Annotated in this window: 19 protein-coding genes; 11 read left to right on the top strand and 8 right to left on the bottom strand. The window is 63.8% G+C overall.

Going from position 1 to position 23,177, the window contains the following annotated elements; all coding sequences use genetic code 11:
- Nucleotides 1-105: 105 nt before the first annotated feature.
- Both xerD and KMZ68_RS25145 read right to left on the bottom strand, forming a co-directional pair.
- A complete protein-coding gene (xerD, locus tag KMZ68_RS25150) occupies nt 106-1,065 on the bottom strand; it encodes a site-specific tyrosine recombinase XerD (RefSeq protein ID WP_215613782.1) in 960 nt (319 codons plus the stop codon).
- A 118-nt stretch (nt 1,066-1,183) separates the two neighbouring features.
- Nucleotides 1,184-1,330 carry a histidine kinase gene (locus KMZ68_RS25145; RefSeq protein ID WP_215603997.1) on the bottom strand — a complete coding sequence of 49 codons (147 nt, stop codon included), beginning with the start codon at nt 1,328-1,330 and terminating at the stop codon, nt 1,184-1,186.
- A 319-nt stretch (nt 1,331-1,649) separates the two neighbouring features.
- Between KMZ68_RS25145 and KMZ68_RS25140 the strand changes: the two genes are divergently transcribed.
- The 3 genes from KMZ68_RS25140 to KMZ68_RS25130 all read left to right on the top strand — a co-directional run bounded on the left by KMZ68_RS25140 (nt 1,650) and on the right by KMZ68_RS25130 (nt 4,986).
- On the top strand, nt 1,650-2,276 hold the full coding sequence (locus tag KMZ68_RS25140; RefSeq protein WP_215613781.1) for a shikimate kinase: 627 nt from the start codon (nt 1,650-1,652) through the stop codon (nt 2,274-2,276).
- A complete protein-coding gene (gene aroB / locus KMZ68_RS25135) occupies nt 2,273-3,421 on the top strand; it encodes a 3-dehydroquinate synthase (RefSeq protein WP_215613780.1) in 1,149 nt (382 codons plus the stop codon). The genes KMZ68_RS25140 and aroB overlap by 4 nt, the downstream gene beginning before the upstream one ends.
- A 212-nt stretch (nt 3,422-3,633) precedes the next feature.
- Nucleotides 3,634-4,986 carry a hemolysin family protein gene (locus KMZ68_RS25130; RefSeq protein ID WP_215613779.1) on the top strand — a complete coding sequence of 451 codons (1,353 nt, stop codon included), beginning with the start codon at nt 3,634-3,636 and terminating at the stop codon, nt 4,984-4,986.
- A gap of 3 nt (nt 4,987-4,989) precedes the next feature.
- Here the strand turns inward: KMZ68_RS25130 and KMZ68_RS25125 are convergent, their stop codons facing one another.
- Nucleotides 4,990-5,262 (bottom strand): BolA family protein, encoded by a 273-nt coding sequence (locus KMZ68_RS25125; protein ID WP_215616469.1) that lies wholly within the window; start codon nt 5,260-5,262, stop codon nt 4,990-4,992.
- 109 nt (nt 5,263-5,371) lie between these two features.
- On the opposite strand from KMZ68_RS25125, the gene KMZ68_RS25120 reads away from it, so the two are divergent.
- The gene (locus KMZ68_RS25120) at nt 5,372-6,034 is read left to right on the top strand and encodes a J domain-containing protein (protein ID WP_215613778.1); all 663 of its coding nucleotides are present in this window, start codon (nt 5,372-5,374) and stop codon (nt 6,032-6,034) included.
- A 78-nt stretch (nt 6,035-6,112) separates the two neighbouring features.
- Here KMZ68_RS25120 and KMZ68_RS25115 read toward each other — a convergent pair whose 3' ends face one another.
- Entirely contained in the window at nt 6,113-7,201 is a 1,089-nt protein-coding gene (locus KMZ68_RS25115) for a citrate synthase/methylcitrate synthase (RefSeq protein ID WP_215613777.1), read from the bottom strand.
- Between the two features lie 77 nt (nt 7,202-7,278).
- Between KMZ68_RS25115 and KMZ68_RS25110 the strand changes: the two genes are divergently transcribed.
- Nucleotides 7,279-8,502, top strand: coding sequence for a citrate synthase family protein (locus KMZ68_RS25110; RefSeq protein ID WP_215613776.1), 1,224 nt, complete (start codon nt 7,279-7,281; stop codon nt 8,500-8,502).
- Nucleotides 8,503-8,518: 16 nt separating this feature from the next.
- Here the strand turns inward: KMZ68_RS25110 and KMZ68_RS25105 are convergent, their stop codons facing one another.
- On the bottom strand, nt 8,519-9,196 hold the full coding sequence (locus KMZ68_RS25105; protein WP_215613775.1) for a DedA family protein: 678 nt from the start codon (nt 9,194-9,196) through the stop codon (nt 8,519-8,521).
- Between the two features lie 310 nt (nt 9,197-9,506).
- Between KMZ68_RS25105 and cobS the strand changes: the two genes are divergently transcribed.
- From cobS to KMZ68_RS25085, 4 genes are all read left to right on the top strand, one after another.
- A complete protein-coding gene (gene cobS, locus KMZ68_RS25100; RefSeq protein WP_369810052.1) occupies nt 9,507-10,505 on the top strand; it encodes a cobaltochelatase subunit CobS in 999 nt (332 codons plus the stop codon).
- A 134-nt stretch (nt 10,506-10,639) separates the two neighbouring features.
- Nucleotides 10,640-12,541 (top strand): cobaltochelatase subunit CobT, encoded by a 1,902-nt coding sequence (cobT, locus tag KMZ68_RS25095; RefSeq protein ID WP_215613774.1) that lies wholly within the window; start codon nt 10,640-10,642, stop codon nt 12,539-12,541.
- Between the two features lie 4 nt (nt 12,542-12,545).
- Entirely contained in the window at nt 12,546-13,595 is a 1,050-nt protein-coding gene (locus tag KMZ68_RS25090; RefSeq protein ID WP_215616468.1) for an esterase-like activity of phytase family protein, read from the top strand.
- A gap of 104 nt (nt 13,596-13,699) precedes the next feature.
- Nucleotides 13,700-14,812: an NADH:flavin oxidoreductase/NADH oxidase gene (locus tag KMZ68_RS25085; protein WP_215613773.1), complete on the top strand. Its 1,113-nt coding sequence runs from the start codon at nt 13,700-13,702 to the stop codon at nt 14,810-14,812.
- Between the two features lie 7 nt (nt 14,813-14,819).
- Here KMZ68_RS25085 and aroQ read toward each other — a convergent pair whose 3' ends face one another.
- The 3 genes from aroQ to KMZ68_RS25070 all read right to left on the bottom strand — a co-directional run bounded on the left by aroQ (nt 14,820) and on the right by KMZ68_RS25070 (nt 19,362).
- The gene (gene aroQ, locus KMZ68_RS25080; protein WP_215613772.1) at nt 14,820-15,263 is read right to left on the bottom strand and encodes a type II 3-dehydroquinate dehydratase; all 444 of its coding nucleotides are present in this window, start codon (nt 15,261-15,263) and stop codon (nt 14,820-14,822) included.
- Nucleotides 15,264-15,425: 162 nt separating this feature from the next.
- Nucleotides 15,426-17,162, bottom strand: coding sequence for a methyl-accepting chemotaxis protein (locus tag KMZ68_RS25075; protein WP_215613771.1), 1,737 nt, complete (start codon nt 17,160-17,162; stop codon nt 15,426-15,428).
- A 913-nt stretch (nt 17,163-18,075) separates the two neighbouring features.
- Complete coding sequence (locus KMZ68_RS25070) at nt 18,076-19,362, bottom strand: DUF2235 domain-containing protein (protein WP_215613770.1); 1,287 nt, start codon at nt 19,360-19,362, stop codon at nt 18,076-18,078.
- A gap of 186 nt (nt 19,363-19,548) precedes the next feature.
- Between KMZ68_RS25070 and KMZ68_RS25065 the strand changes: the two genes are divergently transcribed.
- Complete coding sequence (locus KMZ68_RS25065) at nt 19,549-21,345, top strand: ATP-dependent nuclease (RefSeq protein ID WP_215613769.1); 1,797 nt, start codon at nt 19,549-19,551, stop codon at nt 21,343-21,345.
- Nucleotides 21,342-23,069, top strand: a complete 1,728-nt coding sequence (locus tag KMZ68_RS25060; RefSeq protein WP_215613768.1) for an ATP-dependent helicase — start codon at nt 21,342-21,344, stop codon at nt 23,067-23,069. The genes KMZ68_RS25065 and KMZ68_RS25060 overlap by 4 nt, the downstream gene beginning before the upstream one ends.
- Nucleotides 23,070-23,177: the final 108 nt, after the last annotated feature.

Genomic DNA, 23,177 nt, shown 5'->3' with positions numbered 1-23,177 from the left:
AGACGGGATCAGGCCTGTTCTACCGATTGCGCGCCGAGGTGTCGCGGGCTTGAAGGCGCTGTTTCGGGGGAGAAGGCGCCGAAGTCAAGGCGGCAAAGTGCGACCTCACTTCTCCGCCAGCGGATGCAGGTCGCGCACCAGGCTCTTCAGCCGTTCCTCGACCACATGGGTGTAGATCTGCGTGGTCGAGATGTCGGTATGGCCGAGCAGCGTCTGCACGATGCGCAGGTCGGCGCCGTTGTGCAGCAGATGGCTCGCGAAGGCGTGACGCAGCACATGCGGGCTGACCAGCCGCGGCGCCAGTCCGGCCGATGCCGCAAGCTCCTTCAGGTCGCGGGCGAAATGCTGCCGCGTCAGATGTCCGCTCTCGCCGAACGAGGGAAACAGCCATTTCGAGGCTGCCGCGTTTTTCTTTTTCTCGCCCTTCAGCGCTTCCATCGCCTTGAGGTAGTCGGCCATCGCCTGCCGCGAAGCCTCGTTCAGCGGCACCAGCCGTTCCTTGTCGCCCTTGCCGCGCACCACGATCATGCGGGCGTCGCGGCGCGACGCCGACAGCGGCAGCGACACCAGCTCCGATACCCGCAAGCCGGTGGCGTAGAGCACCTCCAGCAGGCAATACAGTCGCATCGCGCGAAGCCGCTGCAGCGCAGAGGCTTCCGGGGCCTCCGTCAGCGATTTGGCGTGCACCAGCAGCCGGTCGACGTCGGATATCGACAGCACTTTCGGCAGGCCGCGGCCGCGCTTCGGGCCGGCCAGAATGGCGGCGGGATCGTCGCCGCGAACCCGCTCGTTGAGCAGGAAGCGGAACAGATGCCGCAGCGCCGACAGCCGCCGCGCCACGCTCGACGATTTGAAGCCGCGGGCGTCAAGGTCGGCGAGATAGTCCCGCAGCATTTGGGTTTCGACCGACGCAAACCCCTTGCCGCTGCCGACCAGGAATCCCGAGAAATCCGTCAGATCGCGGCGATACGCGTCGAGCGTGTTGTTGCCGGCGCCCTGTTCCGCGGCCAGCATATCGAGGAACAGGCTGATGAGTTTGGCATCGGATGTTTTGCTGGAACGCATCCACTCACCCTATAGCGTTTTCGAGCGACGTGGGCACCGGTTAGCGCAAAGAAAACGCGGCAGGATAAAGGACTGGTGCCCGGTTCCGATTCCATCCGAATCGAAAAGGCCCTGGCGCCTATTTCTTGAGGAACCTGTCTGCGGGGATGGTAACGGTCATTTCCCGCGGTTTCGGATTGACGAAATTCGCCAGCGCGAAGAGCGCGCCATAGACGATCCCGCCGATGATGGCGACGACCGTCAGGAAGCGGAACAGGCTGGGCATCAGCAAGCCTCAGGCGGCGAATTAACCATTGAAATCATCGGGGGCCAGACTACCAACATGTTCGCCCCTTCGTTGCAAGTCTCGCCAGTGCGGGGGATTTGGCATTCGCTCAGTGTTTCCGCGAGTTCTCGTAGCAAATGTCAAATCCCAAAACCGCACTGGAATCATATTCTTCTAGTGTCCATCGATCCTGACATTCGCAACAGGGGTCGCTGGAATGGGATGCGAATGTTAGGACCGGGACACTAGCAACGGTATCGGCGGGGGTAGTATAGGTGGCGCGGAACGCCGCCTTATCCTGCGGCGAAAGAGCCATTCGATGCCCGAGACAGCCACACCTTCCGGCGCCGGCACCTCCCAAGAGGCCGATATCATGTCGGCGCTGGGAACGCGGTCGATCGTGCTGGTCGGCATGATGGGAGCCGGCAAATCCACCATCGGGCGGCGGCTGTCGGCGCGGCTGCGTCTGCCGTTCCTCGACGCCGATACCGAGATCGAGGCCGCGGCCGGGATGTCGATACCGGACATTTTCGAAACCCACGGCGAGCCGCATTTCCGGGACGGCGAGGCGCGGGTGATCGCGCGGCTGCTCGACAGCGGTCCGGCCGTGATCGCCACCGGCGGCGGCGCGTTCATGCGCGAGGAGACCCGCAACCGGATCCGCGACAAGGCCGTTTCGATCTGGCTCAAGGCCGATGCCGACATCATCATGAAGCGGGTGAAGCGCCGCGCCGACCGCCCGCTGCTGCAAACCGCGGATCCGGCGGCGACCGTCGGACGGCTGATCGAGGAACGCGAACCGGTCTATCGGCATGCCGACCTGACGATCTGGTCGCGCGACGTCCCGCATGAAAAAATCGTCGACGAGTGCCTCGATGCCCTGCACGTCTGGTTGTGCGGCGACGGCCCCAGGCAAGCACCGAACGCATTGAGCGCCACATCATGACCGCGCCTTTGAAACGTTCCGATTCCGTCACCGTCGACGTCTCGCTCGGCGAGCGCACCTATGACATCGTCATCGGCCGCGACGTGCTGCAATCGCTGGGCGCCCGCGTCGCCGCGCTGCGGCCCGGCGCGCGTACCGCCATCGTCACCGACCGTAATGTCGCAAAACACTGGCTCGACAAGGCTGCGGCGTCACTGGCGCAGGCCGGCATTGCTACCTCGCACGTCATTGTCGAGGAAGGCGAGGGTTCGAAGACCTATGCCGGTCTCGAGAAGGTGAGCGAGGCGCTGATCGCGGCGAAGATCGAGCGCAACGATCTCGTGGTCGCGCTCGGCGGCGGTGTGGTCGGCGATCTCGCGGGCTTCGCAGCCGCGATCCTGCGCCGCGGCGTCGATTTCGTGCAGGTGCCGACCTCGCTTCTGGCGCAGGTCGATTCTTCCGTCGGCGGCAAGACCGGGATCAACTCGCCGCAGGGGAAGAATCTGCTCGGCGCGTTTCACCAGCCGGTGCTGGTGGTGGCCGACACCGCGGTGCTCGACACATTATCGCCGCGCCAGTTCCGCGCCGGCTATGCCGAAGTCGCCAAATACGGCGTGCTCGGCGACGAAGCGTTCTTCTCCTGGCTCGAGGCCAACCACGCCGATATTTTCTCGGGCGGTGCGGCGCGCGAGCACGCGATCGCCACATCCTGCCGCGCCAAGGCCGCGATCGTGGCGCGCGACGAACGCGAAACCGGCGAGCGGGCGCTGCTCAACCTCGGCCATACTTTCGGCCACGCGCTGGAAGCCGCCACCGGCTTTTCCGACCGGCTGTTCCATGGCGAGGGCGTCGCCGTCGGCATTGTGCTGGCGGCGGAATTTTCCGCGCAGCTCGGGATGATCCCGGACACTGCGGCGACGCGGGTCGAACGTCACCTTGCCGAGGTCGGCCTGCCGACCCGTCTGCAGGACATCGCCGGATTTGCCCAGGAGGGGCTCGCCGACGCCGACGCGCTGATGGCGCTGATGGCGCAGGACAAGAAGGTCAAGCGCGGCCGGCTCACCTTCATTCTGATCGAGGCGGTCGGCCGCGCCGTGATTGCCAACGACGTCGAACCTGCGCTGGTCCGCGAATTTCTGAAAGCGAAGCTGTCGCGCAGGACCTAAATCAGAACCCAGATCAAGATTTGGAGCATGATCCGCAAAGTGGAAATAGTCCTTTCCGAAAGATCATGCCCCACCATGGATGAACTGACCGTCACGTCACGAACCGGCTCGCCAGGGGCGTTCCAGGCAGCGCGAAGCACCGGCATGGCATTTGGCATCTGGCCCGGGATTCAGCGCGACCGAACCCAGGGTTGGGCTATCATGGGACCGCAATGACCGAGACGATCTTCAATCTGCTGATTGCCGTCTTCCTGCTCGCCGCCAACGCATTCTACGTTGCCGCGGAGTTCGCGCTGGTCAAGAGCAGGGGTTTTCGCATCAACGCGATGGCGGAACAGAACCGCTTCGGCGCCCGCCTGCTGCAGCAGATGCTCGGGAACATCGAAGCCTATCTCGCCTGCTGCCAGCTTGGCATCACCATGGCCTCGCTCGGCCTCGGCTGGGTGGGCGAACCGACGGTTTCGGCGCTGCTGGAGCCGGTTCTGACCCGGGCCGGGATGTCCGATTCGACCCTTCATTTCACAGCGTTCATGGTCGGCTTCCTCGTGTTCTCCTCGCTGCACATTGTTATTGGCGAACAAGTGCCGAAGACCCTGGCCATTCGGGAACCGGTGCCGGTCTCGCAATGGATCGCCTATCCTCTCTATGTCTCCTTCCTGCTGTTTTACCCGTTGAACTGGATGCTCAATTCAGCTTCCCGCGCGATCCTTAGGGTGCTGGGCGTCAAGGAGGGTTCGCAGCAGGAAATTCTGACCGATGTCGAGATCAGGGGACTGGTGGAGATGTCGGCCGAGCATGGCGAGATGGAAGAGGGCGAGGCGGAGTATATCCAGAACGTTTTCCGCTTTGGCGAGTTGCAGGTTTCCGACGTGATGGTTCATCGCACCGAGATGGTGATGCTCAACGCCGATCTTCCGGCCGATGAGCTGGTGCGCGAGGTGCTGGCCACGGAATACACGAGGATACCGCTGTGGCGCGACAAGCCGGAAAACATCATCGGCGTGCTGCACGCCAAGGATCTGCTGCGCGCGATTCGCTCCGCCGACGGCGATACCTCCAGGATCGATGTCGCGGCCATCGCGCTGCCGCCGTGGTTCGTGCCGGAGATGCGCCCGGTATCCGATCAGCTCAAGGCCTTCCGCCGCCGCAAGACCCACTTTGCGCTGGTGGTCGACGAATACGGCGAAGTCGAAGGCATGGTGACGCTGGAGGATATTCTGGAGGAGATCGTCGGCGACATTTCCGACGAGCACGACGTGGTGGTGGCCGGCGTCCGCGCCCAGCCCGACGGCTCGGTGGTGGTCGACGGCTCGGTGCCGATCCGCGATCTCAACCGCGCCATGAACTGGCACCTGCCCGACGAAGAGGCGACCACGATCGCGGGCCTCGTGATCCACGAGGCGCGCTCGATCCCGGAGCGCGGCCAGAGCTTCACGTTCCACGGTTTCCGGTTCCGCGTGCTGCGCCGTGAGCGCAACCGCATCACGGCACTGCGGATCGTGCCGGTGCCGCGCGAGGCCGAAGTCGAGGAGAAGAAGCCGAAACGGGCGGGGACGTCGTTTTAGCCGTTAGCCGGCTTCCCCCGGCGCCTCTGCCTTGATCGCCAGCGCGTGTACGGAGCCCGCGAGTTCCCCGGCCAGTGCCGCATTAATCATGCGGTGGCGCTCGATCCGGCTCTTCCCTTTGAAGGCCGGCGACACAATATAGACCCTGAAATGCGTCTCGCCGCCCGGCCTGTGGCCGGCATGGCCTTCATGCAGATGTGATTCGTCCGCGACGTCGAGGCTTTCCGGCGCGAAAGCTTCACGCAACTTCTTTGTGATAGCGTCTTTGGTGCTCATGGCGGCGGCAATACGCACCTAACCCGCCGGTCGTCAATGGCGGATCGAGAGCGAGGGTTTCGCAATGTCAAGACTTGAAGCTTTTTGCATTGCGTTGTCATAGTCGGCCATGGCGATTGATTCATCAAAATTCTTCGACTCCATTCGCATCAAGCCCAACAAGCTGAGCGCGAAGCAGCAGGCGGCTGCCCGCGAGGCTTCCGCCGTGTGCGAATGGCCGGAGTGCAAGAACAAGGGGCCGCATCGCGCGCCCAAGGGCCGGGCCAACGACAAGGAGTACTGGCACTTCTGTCTCAACCACGTCCGCGAATACAACCAGTCCTACAACTTCTTCCAGGGCATGAATCCCGATGCAGTCGCGCGCTACCAGAAGGATGCGCTGACCGGCCATCGTCCGACCTGGAAGATGGGCGCCAACACCAGCGCCAAGAAGGGCAAGGGCGGCGCCGAGGCCGACCTCGAAGGCGCGTCCGATCCGTTCAGCATGTTCAGCGAACTCAACGGCCGCGGCCGCTGGCGGCCGGGCCCGGGCGGCGCTGCCGGCGAAGCCAAGGTCGAGACCAGGAAGATTTTCAACGCCGAGCGCAAGGCGCTGCAGGTGATGGGGCTCGGCGCCGATGCGACGCTGGAAACCGTCAAGGCGAAATACAAGGCGCTGGTGAAGCAGCACCATCCCGACGCCAACGGCGGCGACCGCTCCACCGAGGATCGCCTGATCGAAATCATCAAGGCGTATAATTATCTCAAGACAGTGGTGCGCGGCGCGAGTTGATCTCTCGTCTCGTCGCCCCTGCGAAAGTTCGCAGGGACGACAGCGGAGACGATCGCTTGCCGCCAATCCCTGCAATGCTCAGGGCATCGGGCCGATATAGGCCGAACTAGGCCGTATCAATCGCCCCACTCTCTGCTGCTCTCGCGCATGCGCCGTCCATCCCGCGGCGCGCGCAACTGCAAAGACCGGCGTAAAGGCCTGCCGGGGAATCGACAGCGCGTCGAGCAGGATCGCGGTGAAGAACTCCACATTGGTGTCGAGCGGCCGGTCCGGATTTTTCCGGCGCAGCGCCGCGCGGATATAGGCCTCGACTTCACCGGCGAACGGCAGGTCGGCGCCGCTGCCGGCGAGCCGCTCGATCGCGCCCTTCAGCACGTCGGCGCGCGGATCGCGCACGCGATAGATGCGGTGGCCGAACCCCATCAGCCGTTCGCCGCGTGCAAGCGCGTCGTCGACCCACGGCTTGATGCGCTCGCTGCTGCCGATGGCATCCAGCATTTCCAGCACCGGCTCCGGCGCGCCGCCGTGAAGCGGGCCCGTCAGCGCGCAATATCCTGCCGTCACGGCAGCGAACAGGTCGGCCTGCGTCGAGGCCACGACGCGGGTCGTGAAGGTCGAGGCATTCATGCCATGATCGCACACGGTGACGAAATAGGCATCGAGCGCCGCCGCCTCGCGCGCGCCGGGCTTGCGGTTGAGCATCATCGACAGCGTGTCGGCGGCATGGCTGGCGTCCGGATCGGGCGCGACAGGATCGCAGCCCTTCGCGCGCTGCACCAGCGCGCCGGCGATCACCGGAAACGCACCGACGATCGTCGCCTCATGCGGCAATCCGTTTTCGGCGCGCAATCCGGCGATGGCGGCGCGGAAACCATCGACGATCGACAAGCCGCGCGTGATCCCGAGCAAGTCCGGAAGCCTGGCAAAGGCGCGTTGGCGGGCGGCGCCCAAAGCGGCGCGCACCGTCGCCTCGCTGACCGGCTGGCCGGTTCCACCGCTCCATAGCCGTGCGGTCACACCCTCGAACCCGGTCTTGCGCACGAGGTCGCCGACGTGTTCGCCGGCAATGATCAGTTCGCCGCGCTCGCCATCGACATGGCTGAGCACGGTTTCGGCGGCGGGAATGCCGTCCAGCCCGATCGGGGTCTTGGAAAGCTGGATGTTCATGGGCCGGTCTCCTTGGTCTGAGGCTTAAAAGGTCGGCCCTCTCGACAGATTGATCAATCTTGATTATGTGAATCAATATGAAAAAATCGACGGCGCTTTACCTCTCGGCCCGCGAGGCGGCGGCTGAACTCGCGATCTCGCCGGCCACGCTCTATGCCTATGTCAGCCGCGGCCTGATCCGCTCCGAGCCTTCTTCCGATTCGCGCAGCCATCGCTATCGGGCGGAGGATATTCGCGGCCTCAAGGAGCGCCGGACACCGTCGCCGGAACCGCGCGGCCTCAGGAATTTCGACGCCGATCTGCCGGTGATGGATTCGTCGATTGCGACCATTTCCGAGGACGGCCCGATCTACCGCGGGGTGAACTGCATCGACCTTGCGGAAAAGGACACGCTCGAGCATGCCGCGACGTTGTTGTGGGACGTGACCGGCGTCGATCCCTTTGCTTCGGACAATTGTCCGCATGTGTCGGCCGAAATGCGCGCCATCGCCGATGCCGCGCGGCACGCCGCGCCGATCGATCGGACGGTTGCGGTACTGGCGCTGGCGGCAAGCGCCGATCCCAGGGCTTTCACCCGCGCCGCCGACGGGCGCGCCATGGTTGGCGGCCGCATCCTGCGGCTGGTGATCGCGACCATGTTGAACGGGACGTCTTCGGCAAAGCCGCTTCATCTCCAGATCGCCAAAGCGTGGGCGCCAGATCAGAAGCACGCCCCCGATCTGATCCGCCGCGCGCTGGTGCTGCTCGCCGAACATGAGCTGAATGCCTCGGCCTTTACCGTGCGCTGCGCGGCATCCACCGGCTTGAACCTTTACGACGCTGTCATTGCCGGCCTGGTGGCGCTGAAGGGCCCGAAACATGGCGGTGCGGGAGTCCGGGCGGCGCAATTTCTGAAGACGCTGGTCGATCGCGATGTCGCGCCCATCATCCGCGAGCGCGTCGCGCTCGGCGAGCGCTTCGCCGGCTTCGGTCATGGGGTCTACAAGCTGGGCGATCCGCGCGCGCATGCGCTGCTGGAAGCCCTGCACCGCGCCGGCGCGGCGGAAAAGCTCACCCGGGAAATTCCGGATCGGATCGCCGAAGCCACCGGCGAATTCGTCAATATCGACTACGCGCTCGCGGTGCTGGTGCATACGCTGGGTCTGCCGCCCGGCAATGAACTGGTGCTGTTTGCGATGGCGCGCACCGTCGGCTGGATTGCGCATGCGAGCGAACAATTGCAGCATGGCGGGCTGATCCGCCCGCGCGCGCGTTACATCGGTCCGGCGCCGGGCCGCAGCCCGGCCTCCACCAGGTCGTGAAGAGCCGGCGGAAGCCTTAGCGAAAATCGCTTCGAATCTTTTCCGCGGTCGGCTCGATCATGGTTCGGGCCTTTCTGCGGCGGATGATCCACGCGGCCAACGCGGCGACGAGGGCGCCGCCGACGACCGTCAGCATCCAGTAATGCTTGCCGACCCCGGTATGGTGCGGAATTCCGGCATAGTGGTGCAGCACCGATATCGCCAGCACGCCCGGCAGCACATGGGCGGCGCCCCACAGCAGGATCGCCGGGACATTGACGGCGTAAAAGCGCAGCGGCGCCATGTCGAGCGCGCCGGCCGTGATCGGCACGAAGGCGCGTATCGGCGGCACGAAGCGGGCGAAGAACACCGCCAGCAACCCCCAGCGATGAAAGAACGCTTCGCTCTGCGCGATCAGGCGCGGATAGTTCGACAGCGGCCAGGAACCCAGGATTTCGCGCTGGGCGCGATGACCGATGAGGAACGCCGATCCGTCGCCGAGCAGGGCGCCGGCGATCGCGGCGGCCAGCACCGGCGCAAGTTGCAGTTCGCCGCCGGGCACCAGCGCGCCCAGCGCCAGGATGATGGTCGAGCCCGGAATCACCGCCCCTGCCACCGGTACCGCCTCCAGCAAAGCGGCGAGGAACAGCGTCAGATAGGCCAGCCACGCATGTGCCGCAACGAACGCGATCAATGGATCGAGGAAGGAGGCCACAAAAATCCTGTTCGGGCGGCGCGGTCCGGGTCGGCCGCAGCCCCAGCATACCTCACGGGAATGCTGGAAAGTGCCGTCAAATATCGCGGTTTTCGGCCGGCCGGCCAATCGGCGGCAGAAAGTACGGCGTGATTCGCAGGGCAGCCTTTCAAAAACCGGGGTCCGTACCTATCTTGATGATAACACAATGGAACTTTGATCGAGCCGCGGGCTTCTGCCGGCCGTTGCTCTCTGATAGGTTCCGCGGAGCCCCCATCCGCAGCCCTAAAGCAAATCTGGTTTCGGGAGCGTCCGAGACCTCGGAGGATTGATGACGACCGCCGCCATGACCAAAGTGCACGAGCCCGCCGGTATGCCTGACATGAAGGTGTCGGTCCGGCAGGTTTTCGGTATCGACAGCGACCTCGAGGTGCCGGCCTATTCCGAGGTCGATCCGCACGTGCCGGACGTCGATTCGGATTACCGCTTCGACCGCGCCACCACGCTCGCCATTCTCGCCGGCTTCGCCAAGAACCGCCGCGTCATGGTCACCGGCTATCACGGCACCGGCAAGTCGACCCATATCGAGCAGGTCGCGGCACGGCTGAACTGGCCATGCGTGCGCGTCAATCTCGACAGCCACATCAGCCGTATCGATCTGGTCGGCAAGGATTCGATCGTCGTGCGCGACGGCAAGCAGGTCACCGAATTCCGCGACGGAATTCTGCCCTGGGCGCTGCAGCATAATATCGCGCTGGTGTTCGACGAATACGACGCCGGCCGTCCCGACGTGATGTTCGTGATCCAGCGTGTGCTGGAAGTTTCCGGCCGCCTGACGCTGCTCGACCAGAACAAGGTGATCAAGCCGCATCCGGCGTTCCGGCTGTTCTCGACGGCCAACACGGTCGGCCTCGGCGATACCTCCGGCCTCTATCACGGCACTCAGCAAATCAACCAGGGCCAAATGGACCGCTGGTCGATCGTCACTACGCTGAACTATCTGGCGCATGACGAGGAAGTCGAGATCGTGCTCGCCAAGGCCCATCACTACCGCAACCCGGAAGGCCGCGACATCGTCAACAAGATGGTGCGGCTTGCCGATCTCACCCGCAACGCCTTCGCCAATGGCGATCTGTCGACGGTGATGAGCCCGCGCACGGTGATCACCTGGGCGGAGAACGCCGAGATTTTCGGCGACATCGGCTTTGCGTTCCGCGTCACCTTCCTCAACAAGTGCGACGAACTGGAGCGGCCGCTGGTTGCCGAATTCTATCAGCGCTGCTTCAACGCGGAGTTGGCGGAATCCGCGGTGAACGTGGCGCTTTCGTAGTTGTCGTCCCGGCGAACGCCGGGATCGATACTCCGTGAACTCGGTAGAGTGACGGTGCCGGATATCGGGCGAACAATTACCGCCGGTGGTTATGGGTCCCTGCTTTCGCAGGGACGACAGGCGACGGGACAAGAATGACAACGTCCAACCAGAAGTTCCGAACCGGATCGAAGGAAGCGCCGACCGAGCCGTTCAAACGCGCGGTGACGTCCTGCCTGCGCGCGATCGCGAAGGCGCCGGAGCTGGAAGTGACGTTCGCCGCCGAGCGCCCGGGCCTCGCGCCCGGCAAGGCCCGGCTGCCCGAGCCGGCGCGCAAGATGACCAAACGCGACGCCGCCATCGTTCGCGGTCACGCCGATTCGATCGCGCTGAAACTCGCCTGTCACGATCCCAAGGTGCATCGCAAGCTGATGCCGGGCAATCCGCAGGCCCGCGGCGTGTTCGAGGCGGTCGAGCAGGCGCGGGTCGAGGCGATCGGCGCGCGGCGGATGGCGGGGGTCGCCAGGAATCTCACCGCGATGCTCGACGATCATTTCCATCGCGGCAAGTTCGACGAGATCACCGACCGTGCCGACGCGCCGCTGTCGGACGCGCTGGCGATGCTGGTGCGCGAACGCCTGACCGGGTTGGCGCCGCCCGCGGCAGCAAAGAAGATGGTCGACCTGTGGCGGCCGGTGCTGGAAGACAAGATCGGCGCGCGGCTCGATCAGCTGAACCGCGTCACGGAAGACCAGGCCAGGTTCGGCGACGTCGTGCATGACCTGTTGTCCGCGCTCGACCTCGGCGACGACCGCAACGCCGATGCCGACGAGGACGAGAACCAGGACGAAAACCGCGACGGCGAGAACGACCAGTCCGGCGCGGAAGGCTCGCCCGACTCTGACGCGGCGCAGGAGATGAGCGCCGACCAGGCGCAGGCCTCCACCGACGAGATGTCGGAAAGCGCGATGGAAAGCGCGCAGGCCTCCACCAGCGACACCTTCGACGACGGCGAACTCGGCGACGACGAGACGCCGGGCGAGGCGACGCGGCCGAATTCGAAGGGCGCCAACGAACCGCGCGGGCCGGAATATCACGCTTTCGCGCCGAAATTCGACGAGGTGATCGCCGCCGAAGACCTCTGCGACCATGACGAGCTGGAGCGGTTGCGCAGCTATCTCGACAAGCAGCTCGCGCATCTGCAAGGCATCGTGGCGCGGCTTGCCAACCGGCTGCAGCGCCGGCTGATGGCGCAGCAGAACCGCGCCTGGGAGTTCGATCTCGAAGAGGGCATTCTCGATCCCGCACGGCTGTCGCGCGTGGTGACCGATCCCTATCACCCGCTGTCGTTCATGCATGAGAAGGAAGCGACCTTCCGCGACACCGTGGTGACGCTGCTGCTGGACAATTCCGGCTCGATGCGCGGACGCCCGATTACGGTGGCGGCGACCTGCGCCGATATTCTGGCGCGGACGCTGGAGCGCTGCGGCGTGAAGGTGGAAATTCTCGGCTTCACGACGCGGGCCTGGAAGGGCGGGCAGTCGCGCGAGGCGTGGCTTGCCGCCGGCAAGCCGGCCAATCCCGGACGGCTGAACGACCTGCGCCACATCATCTACAAATCCGCCGACGCCCCGTGGCGCCGCGCGCGCAAGAATCTCGGGCTGATGATGCGCGAAGGACTTTTGAAGGAAAACATCGACGGCGAGGCGCTGGACTGGGCGCACAAGCGGCTGTTGGGCCGCTCCGAGCAGCGCAAGATCCTGATGATGATTTCCGACGGTGCCCCGGTCGACGACTCCACGCTGTCGGTCAATGCAGGTAATTACCTGGAGCGCCATCTGCGCCACATCATCGAAGAAATCGAGACCCGTTCGCCGGTCGAACTGATCGCGATCGGCATCGGTCACGACGTTACCCGCTATTATCGCCGCGCGGTCACCATCGTCGATGCCGAGGAACTCGGCGGCGCCATCACCGAAAAGCTCGCCGAGCTGTTCAGCGAGACCCATGGCGCTGCGCCGTCCAAATCTGGCTCACGGCGCCGATTGCATTCGTAACGGCATGTTCGGGCATCCCAGCCGCCGCCGCTTCCTGAAGTTGACGGCGGCGGGGCTTTCTGCCTCCGCGATTCCCGCCCGCGCCTACGCGCGGGAGCCGGTGGCGCCGGACGAATTCACGGTCGCCGCCCCGGTCTCGATCGAGGTCAACGCCCGGCCGATCCCTTCCTTCGACACCCGCGACCGCGCGCGGGTGCGCTTCGGGTCGCTGGAATATCGCAGCGGACTTATTCTTACCTCGCGGTTTCGCGGTTTTGGCGGGCTGTCGGGGTTTCGTCTCGATGCGAAGGGCGAGCGCTTCATTGCTGTCAGCGACAAGGGCAGCTGGTTCACCGGCCGCATCGTCTATCGGGGCCGCGAGATGACCGGGCTCGACGACGTCGAGGCGGCCCCCTTGCTGGGGGCCGACGGCAGGCCGATCACCGCGCGCGGCTGGTTCGATACCGAAGCGCTGGCGCTCGACGGCTCCCAGGTTTATGTCGGCCTCGAGCGCGTCAACCGGATCCTGCGTTACGATTTCAGCAAGGGCTTTACGCGTTCGCGCGGCGAGGAGGTGCCGCTGCCGGCGGCGGCGCGCAAGCTGCCCTACAACAGGGGGCTGGAAGCACTTGTCATGGTGCCGAAGGGCCTGGCCCTGGCAGGCACGCTGATCGCGATCTCCGAGCGTGGGCTCGATTCGGAAGGCAATATCGTCGCCTTCCTGATCGGCGGCAAGACACCGGGGCAGTTCGGCATCCGCCGCAGCCAGAATTTCGATGTCAGCGACGCGGTGCTGCTGGCTTCGGGCGACCTGCTGGTGCTGGAGCGGAAATTTTCCTGGCTCGCCGGCGTTGCCATCCGGATTCGGCGGGTGCCGCTGAAATCGGTCGCTCCGGGCGCGGTGGTCGACGGTCCCCTGATCTTCGATGCGGATCTCGGCCACGAGGTCGACAACATGGAAGCCATCGACGCCCATGTCACGCCGGAGGGCGACACCGTGCTGACGCTGGTCTCCGACGATAATTTTTCGATGATCCAGCGTAACCTGATGCTGCAGTTCACCCTGATGAATTGAGGCTCGCCTGCCGCGGTCGGTCCGGCGACGCCGGCAGTTGGTAATCGGAGCGGCGCGACATAAGGTGTCCGCCGGCGATCCCTCCCATCCTCCGGATAATCAGCATGAGCGCCCTGTTTTCCCCGATCCAATTGCGCGGCCTTGCGCTTCCCAACCGCATCATGGTGGCGCCGATGTGCCAGTATTCGGCCGAGAACGGCGAGGCCAATGACTGGCACTTCACCCACATCAACAGCCTGGCGCTGTCGGGGGCGGCGATGTTCTGCATCGAGGCGACCGCGGTGGAGCCGATCGGCCGCATCACCCCGGGCTGCCTCGGTCTGTGGAACGACGCCACCGAGGCGGCGCTGAGGCCTATCCTGGCCTCGGTGCGCAAGCATTCGAAGACCGCGGTCGCGATGCAGCTCGCCCATGCCGGCCGCAAGGCCTCGAGCCACACGCCGTGGGATGGCGGCCAGCTGATCCCTGTTTCCGAAGGCGGCTGGCAGGCCGAGGGTCCCTCCGCGGTGCCGCACAAGGAAACCGAGACACCGCCGCGCGCGTTCGATGCGGCGGGGCTGAAGCGCGTGCGCGAGGCTTTCATGGCGGCGGCCAGGCGCGCCGAGCGGCTCGGCATCGACGCGCTGGAAGTGCATTGCGCGCACGGCTATCTCCTGCACCAGTTCCTGTCGCCGATATCGAACAAGCGCGGCGACGAATATGGCGGCTCGCTGCAGAACCGGATGCGCTTCCCGCTCGAAGTGTTCGAGGCGGTGCGCGCGGCGTTTCCGGCGAGCAAGCCGGTCGGCCTGCGGGTCTCGGCGACCGACTGGGTCGAGGGCGGCTGGGATCTGCCGCAGACCATCGAATTTGCCCTCGAGCTCAAGAAGCGCGGCCTCGACTGGATCGACGTCTCCTCCGGCGGCGTGTCGCCATTGCAGAAGATTCCGCTCGGTCCCGGCTACCAGGTGCCGCTGGCGCAGGCGGTGAAACAAGCAACCTCCCTCACCACCATCGCGGTCGGTCTGATCACCGAAGCGAGGCAGGCCGAGGACATCATAGCCTCCGGCAAGGCCGACATGGTCGCGCTCGCCCGCGGCATGCTCTACGACCCGCGCTGGGGCTGGCACGCCGCCGCCGAGCTCGGCGGTGAGGTCGCCGCACCTCCGCAATACTGGCGCTCGCAGCCCGCGACGCAAAAAGCGCTGTTCGGCGCCACCACCTTCGGCACGCGGTAGGCCGCGGTCAGGCCTGCTTCTTCGCCATCTCCGCAACCGCGTGGATCGCGGCGATGTAGCCGTAGGGGCCGAGGCCGCAGATCACGGCGGTCGCGGCCGACGAAATCTTGGAATGGCGGTGCAGCTCGTCGCGGGCGTGGATGTTGGAGATGTGCACCTCCAGCACCGGCCCCTCGAACGCCTTGATGGCGTCGATGATGGCGATCGAGGTGAAGGAATAGGCGGCCGGATTGATGATGATGGCGTCGGCGTCCTGCCGCGCCGACTGGATCAGGTCGACCAGCGCGCCTTCATGGTTGGACTGGTGAAACGACAGCGTCAGGCCCAGCCGCGCCGCGTGCTGCTCGCAGTTCTCCCTGATCTGCGCCAGCGTGGTGGTGCCGTAGATATGCGGTTCGCGCACGCCGAGCAAATTGAGGTTGGGACCGTTCAGGATCATCACGCGTTTCATGTTGTGTCCTATGTGCGATTGGGGGCTTCATGGTTCGAGACGCGCGGCGTTGCCGCGCTCCTCACCATGAGGGATAGGGTTTTCCTCATCCTGAGGAGCGGCGGCTTCGCCGCGTCTCGAAGGATGAGGCCACCGTACCGGATCATGCCGCGTCGCCCCGCCTCACGCCGCCCGGACGCTGTCGAGGAATTTCTCGACTTCGGATTTGAGGTGGGTGGAGACCTCGGCGAGTTCCTGCGCCGATTTCAGCATCTGGCCCGAGGTGGTTTCGGTTTCGATCGCGCCCTTGGCGACCTTCTCGATGTTGTCGGCGACATCGAGGGTGCCGCCGGCGGCGGCCTCGACGCCCTGTGCGATGCTCTGCGTCGCGGTGCCCTGCTGCTCGACCGCCGACGAGATCGAGGTCGAGATCCCGCTGATGCGCTCGATGGTCTGCCCGATCGCCTTGATCGCATTGACCGACTCTTCGGTGGCGCGCTGCATGTTGACGATGTGCGACGAGATCTCGTCGGTCGCCTTCGCGGTCTGGCCGGCCAGCGTCTTGACCTCCTGCGCCACCACGGCGAATCCGCGCCCGGCGTCGCCGGCGCGCGCGGCCTCGATGGTGGCGTTGAGCGCCAAAAGGTTGGTCTGTTCGGCGATCGAGGTGATCAGCTTGACCACGTCGCCGATGCGGTCGCCCGCCGCCGACAATTCCGCCATCCGCTCGTCGGTGGCATTGGCCTGCTTGACCGCGTCGGTGGCGACCCCGTTCGATTCCTGCACCCTGCGGCTGATCTCGACGATCGACTGCGACAGCTCGCTGGAAGCGGCCGCGGCGGAGCGGACGTGCTCGGAGGCCGCCCGCGAGGCTTCGGCGGACCGGCCCGACATCTCCGCGGTCGAATGCGCCGTCACCGAAAGCAGCTTGGCGTCCTTTTCGAACTGCCCCGAGGAATTCAGCACCCGCTCGATGATGCCGCCGATGTTGCTGCGGAAGTCGTCGACGAACCGGTTCATGTCGGCCTTGCGCTGCGCCATCGCCTGTTTTTCGGCCTCGACGCGCTCGCGCTCGAGCTGGTGGCGTTCCATCCGGTTGATCTTGAACACGCCGATGGTGCGGGCGATCGCGCCGATCTCGTCGTGGCGGTCGGCGTGATGCACTTCGACGTCGGTGCGTCCCTCGGCAATCCCGGTCAGCGATTCCGTCACCGCCCGCAGCGGCCGGGTGACGCGGCGGACCATCAACATCGTCATCGCCAGCACCAGCAGGGCTGCGAACGCGCCGGCGATGCCCATCGCCCACAGCGCCTGCGACAGCGTGCCGTCGAGCTCGGCGGTGGGAATGCCGACGAAGACCAGGCCGATCACCTTGCCGGCGTCACCGAACACCGGCTGGTAGGCGGTGAAGAAGCGGCGGCCGAACAGGATCGCCGGGCCCTTGTAGGCCTCGCCGCGGCGAACCACCGGCTGCGCCGGATGATCGGCCGCAAGCTGGGTGCCGACGGCGCGGTCGCCGTTTTCCTTTTTCAGATTGGTGGTGCGGCGGATGAACTGCTTCGAGGCATCGTCATAGACGAACAGCGTGGCGACGCCGCCGACATAGGAGGTCGAGCGGTCGACGATCTTGTGGTCGGTAAATTCCGGCATCTTCGGAATGTCGACGCGGTCGACGATGCCTTGCTTCAGCGCGATCTTCGCATTGGCGAAGCTTTCGCCGAAGGCGAGGCTGAGGGTGCGCAGGTTGACGTCGATGTCGTTCAGGGCGCGGTGATCGAAGTCGCGGCTCAGCGACCAGTAGCCGGCGCCCACCACCAGCGCGGTATTCACCGCGATCAGCAGCGCCGCGCTGAGCACGGCCTTCGGCCCGAGGTTCATGCGTAGAAAAGCGAAACTGCCTGCCTTGAGTCCAAACGCCATCGGGCTCTCCAAAGTACGACTTTGATCGCAAAGGCGCATTTTTAAGCATTTCCTTTACGATTGGCTTAATGAAAGCCCGTCGCGCGGAATTTGGCGGGGTGGCGGGGGGCCCGCAGGGCCATCCGGGCCTCTGGTTCGAGACGCGCGGCGTTGCCGCGCTCCTCACCATGAGGGGTTAGAAACATGAGGGTCTGGAACCTCGTCCTGAGGAGCGGCGTCTTCGCCGCGTCTCGAAGGATGAGGCCACCGCACTCTCACAAACACGCCTTCGCGATCTCGCGGCGCGTGGCGCCCGAGCTTTGCTCTCAACTTCCCGCCCTCCATTCAGAGGGCGCAGGGAAGACCGGGTGCGCGCTGCACCCGCGGTCTCGTGTGCAAACATGTGCGAAGAACACGCACACGAGCATACAGGTTCAGCGGAGACACTCCGGCCTTCCCTGCGCAATGGTTTTACGGATTATAGCGCGCTCTCCCCGGTGACCGGGCTTTCTTGCCACCGTCGCCCGCGCTCCCTAGCGCGAACTTGACACCAGCGTCGGGGTGCCAGGACCACACGACTTCACCGTCCGCCAGCTGCACGCCCGTCTCGCGCGCCGCCCGCGTCCACCGCACCCCGTGCCCTACGTCCGTGACGTTCGCGAAACGCCCCTCTTGATGGGACGGGATGGCGATGGAGATAGACCGATTCGCGATTTCGGAAAATCAGAATATTTTTGCGAGGAGGGCTGGACAGAAAATCGCGACACGCAACTGATTTGCCCGTCGGGTAGTCACACAGCCCGCGGCGCTGCGCGCCGGCGGTACGTCCAGTCGTAGGGTGCGCAAAGCGAAAGCGTGCCCACCATTTGCGTCGTCACATCAGTCGGTGGGCACGGCGCAGACGCGCCTTTGCCCACCCTACGGCTTCAATCCGTCACTCATCCGCATCCTCCGCGTCATCCGCCGGCCCGGCGGGCGGCTCGGGCGGCATCGGAATGGTCTGGTACTTCGCGGGGATATTTACCGGTCGGTAGCGCGGATCGTGCGCGATCTTCTCGACGGCGGATTGGTGCAGCAAGGCGTCTTCCGGGATCAGGCGCGGCTCGCAATCCGGGATGTAGTAGCCGAACTCCGATTTGCGCTCCGGCCATTCCTTGTACTTGTCCTTTTTCGGGAAGTACTCGATGCTGCGCCAGGCCGCCGTCATCGAATTGTGCGGGTCGGCCATGAAGTCGGGTTTGACGTAGCTGAACGGGCTGCCTTTGCGCTGCCGGCCCCAGCCGAGCTGGTTGACGGTGCGGCGGTCGACCCGGAGGCCGCATTTCACCGCCTCCTCGATCATCCACAGCAGCGGGTATTTCGACAACCCGCTCTGGATTTCCGGATAGCCGCCGCCGATATCGGCGTGCACGCCGGCGAACCAGACCTGCAAGCTATCCTGCGGACTTTCGTTGTTGGTCTTCGAGAAGCGGTTTGGCATGAAGATGGTGTTTTGCCACGGCTGCAGCCGGAACAGCCGGCGCCGCTCGTCGATCGACATCGCCTGGCGGAAGATCTCCACGCTCGGATTGCGATGCACGAAGGCCAGCACCTGCAGGCTCGGCCAATAGAGCCGGTCCGGCCGCGGCACGATCACGCTCGCCACGGTGTCCCAGACCCCGACGAATTTGACGGTCGGCCATCGCACGCTGAGGATGCGCGCATATTGCGCCGCCTGGTCGTACCGGGAGGCGGGGCCGGGGTCGGCGGCGGCGCCGTCGGTGAACTGCCTGGGATCGAGCCCGCCGTCCGGATTGTCGCTGGAGAACTGCTTGTAGGCGGTGAGCCCGCTTCCGGCGAGATTGGTCTGCGGCTTCGCGATCAGCCCGACCTTGTGGATCAGCCCGGCCAGCACCCGCACGGTGTAGGCGCCGCGGGAAAAGCCGAACAGGTAGATCGCGTCGCCTTCCTCGTAATTGTCGACGATGAACTCGTAGGAATTGAGCACGTTGTCGTCGAGCCCGTAGCCGGTGGCGAGCCCGAACACCGCCGATACGTCCTGCCGCCACTTCTTCCACGGATTGGGCCGCGCCAGCGTGCCGACGCCGGGATCGTAAAACACCATCTGCCGCGGCGTGGTCTTTTCGGTCTTGCGCAAGGTCCGGTACAGCTTGAGCACATTGGAAATGTTCTCGGAGATCTCGTTGCCGGTGCCGTCGCAGCAGATGACGATGTTCTTCATGGATGTGGGCCTGAATGGATGCAGCCGGAAGTTTAGCGGGGGGAGGGCGGGGTGGCTATGGGGATTCGCTATTCACGCGTTACAATCACCGCGTGCTATCGCTGAGTCGGCAGGACCAGCACAGCAGCAGCTTACGGATAACCTTCCACGTTTCCGTCGAGTAGGCGCAATGGGGACCGCAGGGCGATGTATCTGAAAACCCTAGCACTCAACAATTTTCGCTCGTTTGAGCAGACGAATATTCAGTTTAGCAGCGATCTCACGATTCTGGTTGGCGAGAACAACGGCGGAAAAAGCAATGCGATCGATGCCATTAGGCTGTTGACCACACCGCTTGGGGGCCGCCGCGAGCTTTATTGCGAGACGACGGACATCCGCTTTGGAAGCGCCAAACCAGAGTTCGAACTTATCGGACGTTACGTGGAGCTTAGCCCGGCACAGCAAGGTCGATTGATATCGGCGGCTACTGATCACGCGATCACAGGCTGTGTCTTCGGCTTGCGGTACGACGAGAGCAGCGGACGATTCCCGATACGCCCCATGCTTTGGTGCGGGCATCACCAAGGCATTCCGGAGCCGGGCTGCCACGAGATGGTTCGGCACGTCTATTTACCGCCGCTCCGCGATGCCAAACGCGCTCTCGCATCTGGCAATCCTACGCGAATCTACGCGCTCTTGAACCATTTCCTTGACGGCGGTGATCCGGCGGCCCTGGCGAAGGAGCTAAGGCGCGGTGCCGAGGCGGAGATCTTGTTGAAGGTAGACGGTGCCGTGGAGGTCGGCTTGAGTGCGCTTACGTCTGGCGTTCGTCGGCAAGCTGCATCGCTCGGCTTTGCCAATAATGAGAAGCTTATCGATATTGCGCGTGATCTGCGCTTTAAGCTCGCCGACCATGGCATCGAACCAGAGGACCTACGTTATTCAGGCCATGGCTATGCCAATTTGCTTTATATGGCGACGATCGCGGTCGAGCTGGAGAGGGTGAATGACGCTGATCTAACGTTGTTTCTCGTCGAGGAGCCAGAGGCGCACCTCCACCCCCAACTTCAGGCCGCAGTACTCAGCTTTCTTGAGGAACAGGCAGAAAAGTCGCGGCAGCTCCGACCCGATCACGGTGGTCCAGCCGGTCAGCTGCAAGTCATCGTCGCGACCCATTCGCCAAATCTTTCAGCATGGGTTGAGAGCAAGAAGCTGGTATTTTTCCGATCCTTCCTGCCCAAAGGTGCCGCACCGGTGATTGACGAAACCGGCGCCCCGTCACCCGAAACGCAATCTCGACGAGTGACGCGTTGTATTCCGTTGGCTTCGCTCGCACTCGATCCCATCGAACGTCGCAAAATTGATCGTTATCTCGACGTCACCAAGTCTGCCTTTCTGTTCGGCGGGCGTGTGCTCTTGGCCGAAGGAATTGCCGAGGCGCTTCTACTGCCAGTGATCGCAAAGAAGCTTGTTCTCAAGGATGATCCCGAGAAGTTGCGATTATTCCGCTCTGCGGTTTTCGTACCGATCGATGGTGTTGATTTCGAGCCATACACCAAGCTTCTGCTTACGCCGTTCGACGAGGTTCGCATCGCAGATCGTCTGGTCGTGCTTACCGACGGCGATGGCGGCAGCTTGGAAGAAGGTGAAGTGCTCCCTGGCGAGGTTCGCAAGGCGAAGTTGAATGCCCTAGCTGCCGGGCTTGGCGCCAATGAGCTGATCGATGTGGTCATCAACGACTATTCGCTTGAAACCGAATTGGTCCGAGCAGGCAACGGTCCCTTGTTGAAGGATATCTTTCTCAAATTGCACCCTCGGTCGGGCGGCAAATGGGACACGGCGGTTGCGCTTGTTGGCGATGCCCAAGCACTCGCAATCCAGAGTCTTTTCGAAACGACCCGCAAGGGCGACTTCGCTCAGCTTCTCGCTGAGGAGATCAACGAGGGCAAGGCTTTCGTCGTGCCCGCCTATCTCAAGCGCGCTATCGAAACGTTGGTCGAATGAAGGCCAAGCCCTTCACGCCAACAGGAGAACAGGCTCGCGTTATCGGCCACAATGGTTCCGCGTTTGTCGCCTCTTGTCCCGGCTCCGGCAAGACCCGTGTGATCGTCGAACGAGCGCGACTAATGCTCGCTGACCATTCGTCAAGACGCGGTATCGCCTTCCTGTCGTTCACAATTGCCGCCGTGTCTGAGCTTGAAGAGCGGTTGCACCGACAAGGGTTGCTTGATGTTCCCGCCTTTCCTCACTTTATTGGAACGTTCGATAGGTTTCTTTGGCAATTCTTCATCGCGCCGTTCGGTGTGCCCGGCTGCACGGCTCGACCGCGCCTGATCCCTGACAAGGACAAGCTTCAAATCCAACCCTTTCCGGGGGCGCAAGCACTGCCGCTGGACTGCTTCGATCGAACAACTGGCAATTCGATTCCAGAAGCGCTCGCGCGACACGGCTTCAAAGGAAGGGTCAAGGCGCACGAGACGGCGGCCCGCAATACGCGCGCCCGCTTCCTTGAGCGAGGTGAACTAGATTTTGCGGACGCACGCGAGGTCGCGCTCGCCCGGCTGCGCGATCCAGTCTCCTCGCCTGTGCTGGCTCGCGCGCTTGCTGCCCGGTTCCGAGAACTAATCGTCGATGAAGCCCAAGACTGCAATCCGGCTGATCTGGAAATTATCAATTGGTTTCGTTCAGCTCATATCCCAGTAAAGGTCATCTGCGATCCGCACCAATCTATCTACGGCTTTCGCGGGGGCGTGACGGACGAGCTCTTGGCCTTCGGGGAAACCTTTGAAGAAAATGACCGATTGCCGATTACCGGCAATTTCCGGTCAAGTCGCCATATTGCGAATGCGATCGTGGCGCTGCGGGCTCCAAGCGCGCGCTCGGTGACAGATGAGGCGCTTGGCGAGTATCGTGACGAGACGACGCCAATTCACATTCTGGCCTATCCAGGCAACAGTGTGCCTGCAATCGTGGGGGCCAAGTTCGGCGAGCTAACGGAAGAGCTTCGTCTCAACGCTCGTGACTGTCCGGTTGTGGCTGCGACGCGCCTGAGCGGCGCGAATGCCCTTGGCCACCCGGCTGACAACGGTGTCAAGGATTTGAGCTTCAGATTGGCCGTCGCGATAAGTGATTACCATCTCTCGTTCGAACTTGGCGGCAGGAAGGAGGCGCTCGAAGTAGTTCACGCACTCATGCTGGAACTTGAGGGCCATCTCGTCAACAAGACCTATCATCAGCACATATCCAACGCAGAGATTGAGCCGGACCACTGGCGTCCGCGAGTACTCGAACTTGTTGATGCGCTGCGCTTCGATCCCACGCGATTTGCGACGTCCGACGCGTGGCACGATCTTGCGCGCACCTTGCTTGCGCCATTGCTGCCGGTTGGAGGGCGGTCGATCAATCAGCGGCTTCCCCGCAATGCGGACTTAGCGAAGGCGTTATTTGGCGCGCCACCAAGCGGGCACTGTGCCCGTACTATTCACAGTGTAAAAGGGATGGAGTTTCCGGCGGTGTGCGTGGTGATGTCGTCACGGACCGCCAAGGGTATACTCGATTTTTTGACTGCAGGAAGTTCTGCTGCCGCCAGTGAGGACGCACGCAAAATTTATGTTGGTGCCTCGCGGGCGCAGCGACTGTTGGCAATTGCCGTACCCAAGTCTCAGGCACCACGATTGATGCGCCTCTTACAAACGACGGGAGCGACGGTCTCCTTGGTCGTCTTGTAACGGCGTGTCTATCGTGCCTCAAGTGTGGGGCGGGTTATGACTGCCCAAAACAAGAAAGCCGGGTCTTTCGACCCGGCCGTTCATAACCCTCAACGCTAATCCGGCTTA

Origin of the sequence: Bradyrhizobium sediminis (assembly GCF_018736105.1) — a bacterium.
Classification (GTDB): Bacteria; Pseudomonadota; Alphaproteobacteria; order Rhizobiales; family Xanthobacteraceae; genus Bradyrhizobium.
The sequence above is the reverse complement of the archived record's forward strand: the minus strand, read 5'-3'. Positions and strand labels throughout refer to the sequence as shown.

What these genes read in the sequence shown, in the direction of transcription:
- xerD (WP_215613782.1), bottom strand. Translation starts at nt 1,065, where the DNA reads ATGCGTTCCAGCAAAACATCCGATGCCAAACTCATCAGCCTGTTCCTC.
- KMZ68_RS25145 (WP_215603997.1), bottom strand. Translation starts at nt 1,330, where the DNA reads ATGCCCAGCCTGTTCCGCTTCCTGACGGTCGTCGCCATCATCGGCGGG.
- KMZ68_RS25140 (WP_215613781.1), top strand. Translation starts at nt 1,650, where the DNA reads ATGCCCGAGACAGCCACACCTTCCGGCGCCGGCACCTCCCAAGAGGCC.
- aroB (WP_215613780.1), top strand. Translation starts at nt 2,273, where the DNA reads ATGACCGCGCCTTTGAAACGTTCCGATTCCGTCACCGTCGACGTCTCG.
- KMZ68_RS25130 (WP_215613779.1), top strand. Translation starts at nt 3,634, where the DNA reads ATGACCGAGACGATCTTCAATCTGCTGATTGCCGTCTTCCTGCTCGCC.
- KMZ68_RS25125 (WP_215616469.1), bottom strand. Translation starts at nt 5,262, where the DNA reads ATGAGCACCAAAGACGCTATCACAAAGAAGTTGCGTGAAGCTTTCGCG.
- KMZ68_RS25120 (WP_215613778.1), top strand. Translation starts at nt 5,372, where the DNA reads ATGGCGATTGATTCATCAAAATTCTTCGACTCCATTCGCATCAAGCCC.
- KMZ68_RS25115 (WP_215613777.1), bottom strand. Translation starts at nt 7,201, where the DNA reads ATGAACATCCAGCTTTCCAAGACCCCGATCGGGCTGGACGGCATTCCC.
- KMZ68_RS25110 (WP_215613776.1), top strand. Translation starts at nt 7,279, where the DNA reads ATGAAAAAATCGACGGCGCTTTACCTCTCGGCCCGCGAGGCGGCGGCT.
- cobS (WP_369810052.1), top strand. Translation starts at nt 9,507, where the DNA reads ATGACGACCGCCGCCATGACCAAAGTGCACGAGCCCGCCGGTATGCCT.
- cobT (WP_215613774.1), top strand. Translation starts at nt 10,640, where the DNA reads ATGACAACGTCCAACCAGAAGTTCCGAACCGGATCGAAGGAAGCGCCG.
- KMZ68_RS25090 (WP_215616468.1), top strand. Translation starts at nt 12,546, where the DNA reads ATGTTCGGGCATCCCAGCCGCCGCCGCTTCCTGAAGTTGACGGCGGCG.
- KMZ68_RS25085 (WP_215613773.1), top strand. Translation starts at nt 13,700, where the DNA reads ATGAGCGCCCTGTTTTCCCCGATCCAATTGCGCGGCCTTGCGCTTCCC.
- aroQ (WP_215613772.1), bottom strand. Translation starts at nt 15,263, where the DNA reads ATGAAACGCGTGATGATCCTGAACGGTCCCAACCTCAATTTGCTCGGC.
- KMZ68_RS25075 (WP_215613771.1), bottom strand. Translation starts at nt 17,162, where the DNA reads ATGGCGTTTGGACTCAAGGCAGGCAGTTTCGCTTTTCTACGCATGAAC.
- KMZ68_RS25070 (WP_215613770.1), bottom strand. Translation starts at nt 19,362, where the DNA reads ATGAAGAACATCGTCATCTGCTGCGACGGCACCGGCAACGAGATCTCC.
- KMZ68_RS25065 (WP_215613769.1), top strand. Translation starts at nt 19,549, where the DNA reads ATGTATCTGAAAACCCTAGCACTCAACAATTTTCGCTCGTTTGAGCAG.
- KMZ68_RS25060 (WP_215613768.1), top strand. Translation starts at nt 21,342, where the DNA reads ATGAAGGCCAAGCCCTTCACGCCAACAGGAGAACAGGCTCGCGTTATC.